This is a genomic window from Nitrobacter sp. 62-13, assembly GCF_001896955.1.
Taxonomy (GTDB): Bacteria; Pseudomonadota; Alphaproteobacteria; order Rhizobiales; family Xanthobacteraceae; genus Nitrobacter.
Genome location: NZ_MKRN01000019.1, coordinates 32,291 through 34,692, shown reverse-complemented (window position 1 = coordinate 34,692; position 2,402 = coordinate 32,291). Strand labels below are relative to the sequence as shown.

The following is a 2,402-nucleotide window of genomic DNA, read 5'->3' as shown; positions in this document are numbered from 1 at the left end:
CGCTTGATGCCGAGCGCGACCACGGGCTCGCCGTTGAAGCGGGCGAAGGTCCGGCGGTCGGCGATGGTGTCGGTCACCGTGCCGAGATCATCGAGCCGCAGTTCGCCGCCGGCCGGCAGCGAGATCATCGTTCCCGCCAGCTCGCTGATGGTCTTGGCGCTTGCGAGGGTCCGGATGACCTGATCGCTTTGTCCGATCTCCGCCCGTCCCCCGGCGACGTCGACATTGGTGCCGCGCAGGCGCTGGTTGACGTCGACCGCCGTCAGACCCGCGGCCCGCAGGCGATCCGGATCGAGGGACACCAGGATTTCGCGCTCGACGCCGCCGATGCGCTCGACCTGCGCGACGCCGCGCACGCCCTGCAGCGCGCGCTTGACCACGTCGTCGACGAAATACGACAGTTGCTCGGGCGTCTTGCCCGGCGAGATCGCAGCGTAGGTGACGATCGGCAGTCCGATGACGTCGACGCGCTGGATCAGCGGCTCGTTGACGTTTTGCGGGAGATTGGCGCGGATGCGCGTCACGGCGTCCTTGACGTCGTTCAGCGCCCGGTCGGTATTGGTCTCCAGCGCGAACTGGATCGTGGTCACCGATAGGCCGTCGGTGATCGAGGACGAAATATGCCGGACGCCTTCGACGCCGGAAACGCCGTCCTCGACGGTCTTGGTGACCTGCGCCTCGAGTTCGGCCGGCGCTGCGCCGAATTGTGAAACGGCGACGGAAATAACGGGAATGTCCGCGCTCGGCAATCGCGTGATCGCGAGCCTGGTGAAGCTGACCCAGCCCAGCAACAGCAGGATTATCGAAAAGACGACGGACGGAAGCGGGTGCCGGATCGACCAGGCTGAAACATTGATGGTCATCAACGGGCTCGCGATCGATCGAGATCATCGGCGAACATGGCCTTGACCCGGTCGCCGTCATGCAGCGACGTGCCGGCGTCGGCCACGACGATTTCTCCGACTTTCAAACCCTCGAGGATTTCGACTGCGGTGTCGGACGTCAATCCGGTGCGAACGCGCCGCGTCTCCACGATGTCTCCGTTCACCACCTGAACCGTCAGATGATCGATCGCGGAGCGGGGAACGGCCACGCCGCAACTGCGCCTGGCGTCGATGCTGACGCGGGCAAACATTCCGATCCTCAAGGTCCGGTCGGTGTTCAGCGACAGCCGGACGTGACCCATCTGGGTCTTGCGGTCGATCTCGGGCGACACCAGGCGGACACGTCCGACCAGGTCGGGCCCGTCCTCCCGGCTAATGCGTGCGCTCGCGCCGGGATTGAGCTTGAGCACATGGATCGAGGGCACCTCGGCATCCAGTTCGATCTCGTTGTTGACCGCGATCCGAAACATCGGCGGAGCCTGCGGCGAGGCCGGCGCTCCGACGGCGGTGCGAACCTCGGTCACGAGGCCGGCCGCCGGGGCGCGCAGGACGACCGGTCCCGTTTTGCCGGGAGGCGGCGTCAGCCGAGCCAGTTCCTGGTTCATCGTGACCATGTCGTCTTCGCGCACCAGCACGTCGGTCACGTGCGAGCCTTCCTGGTCAGGGATGACGACCGCTTCCCGGCGCGGGACAGCGAAGCCGGTCACTCGGACCAGGTCGGAAAAGCAGGCATTGGCCGCACGGGCCACGGTCACGGGCGCGCCGCCGGAGAGGCCGCTGTCGTCCGCGGCGCGCGACGCACTCACGACACCGGTCGCCGCCGCCAGCACGCCGAACAACAGGCCGGTCGCGACCTCACGCATGCTTCGCAAGCCCATATCCGGAATCCGAAATTTGCCTCACCTTGCAGTTTCTTTCATGGCAGGCTGCGGACCGCAACGGATGATGGTTCATGACCGAACCAAAGCCTCAGCGCACGCCGTAACCGGCGAATTCCTTCTCGATGTCGGGGTCCATCGCCTTGGCATTGGCGATATCCAGATTTCCCTCGGCAACGGCGCCGCTGCGCTGTCGGGCGAGGCCTCTTCCGTAAAGCGATGAGGTCAGTCTCGGGTTGATCTTGAGCGCGGCGTCGAAGTCCGCGATCGCGTTCTTGTTCGCGCCGCTCTTGAGGTTGAGCAGGCCGCGGCTGTCCAGCGCGTCGACGAATCCCGGCCGTAGCCTCAGCGCCTCGTCGCAGTCGCGCCGGGCGGGTTGCAATTCGCCGATCACGGTCCGGGTCCAGCAGCGATTGTTGTAGGCCTCGGCGTCCTTCGGATTGAGCCGGATCGCCGCATCGAAATCCTTGATGGCGGGAGCGTAGGCGCCTCTGCTGGCATAGACCTGCCCGCGCCGGTACAGTGCGTTGGCGTCTTTTGGATTGGCGGAGATTGTGGAGGTGAGCGATTTGATCGTCGGATCGTCGGCCAGCGCGAGCGCGGTCTTCGCGTTATCCTGCGTCGGCGCCGATGGCGGGGC

General features: G+C 65.9%; 2 protein-coding genes and 1 pseudogene (1 of these 3 cut by a window edge). All 3 read right to left on the bottom strand.

Annotated elements, in window-relative coordinates:
- On the bottom strand, positions 1 to 863 hold an 863-nt coding region (locus BGN91_RS03130), incomplete at its 3' end, for an efflux RND transporter permease subunit (RefSeq protein WP_292610490.1).
- On the bottom strand, positions 863 to 1,747 hold the full coding sequence (locus BGN91_RS03125) for an efflux RND transporter periplasmic adaptor subunit (protein ID WP_292610494.1): 885 nt from the start codon (positions 1,745 to 1,747) through the stop codon (positions 863 to 865). The genes BGN91_RS03125 and BGN91_RS03130, both read right to left, overlap by 1 nt.
- A gap of 106 nt (positions 1,748 to 1,853) precedes the next feature.
- Positions 1,854 to 2,402 (bottom strand): annotated as a pseudogene (locus BGN91_RS03120) (caspase family protein) (it continues 905 nt past the right edge of the window).

What these genes read in the sequence shown, in the direction of transcription:
- BGN91_RS03125 (WP_292610494.1), bottom strand. Translation starts at nt 1,747, where the DNA reads ATGCGTGAGGTCGCGACCGGCCTGTTGTTCGGCGTGCTGGCGGCGGCG.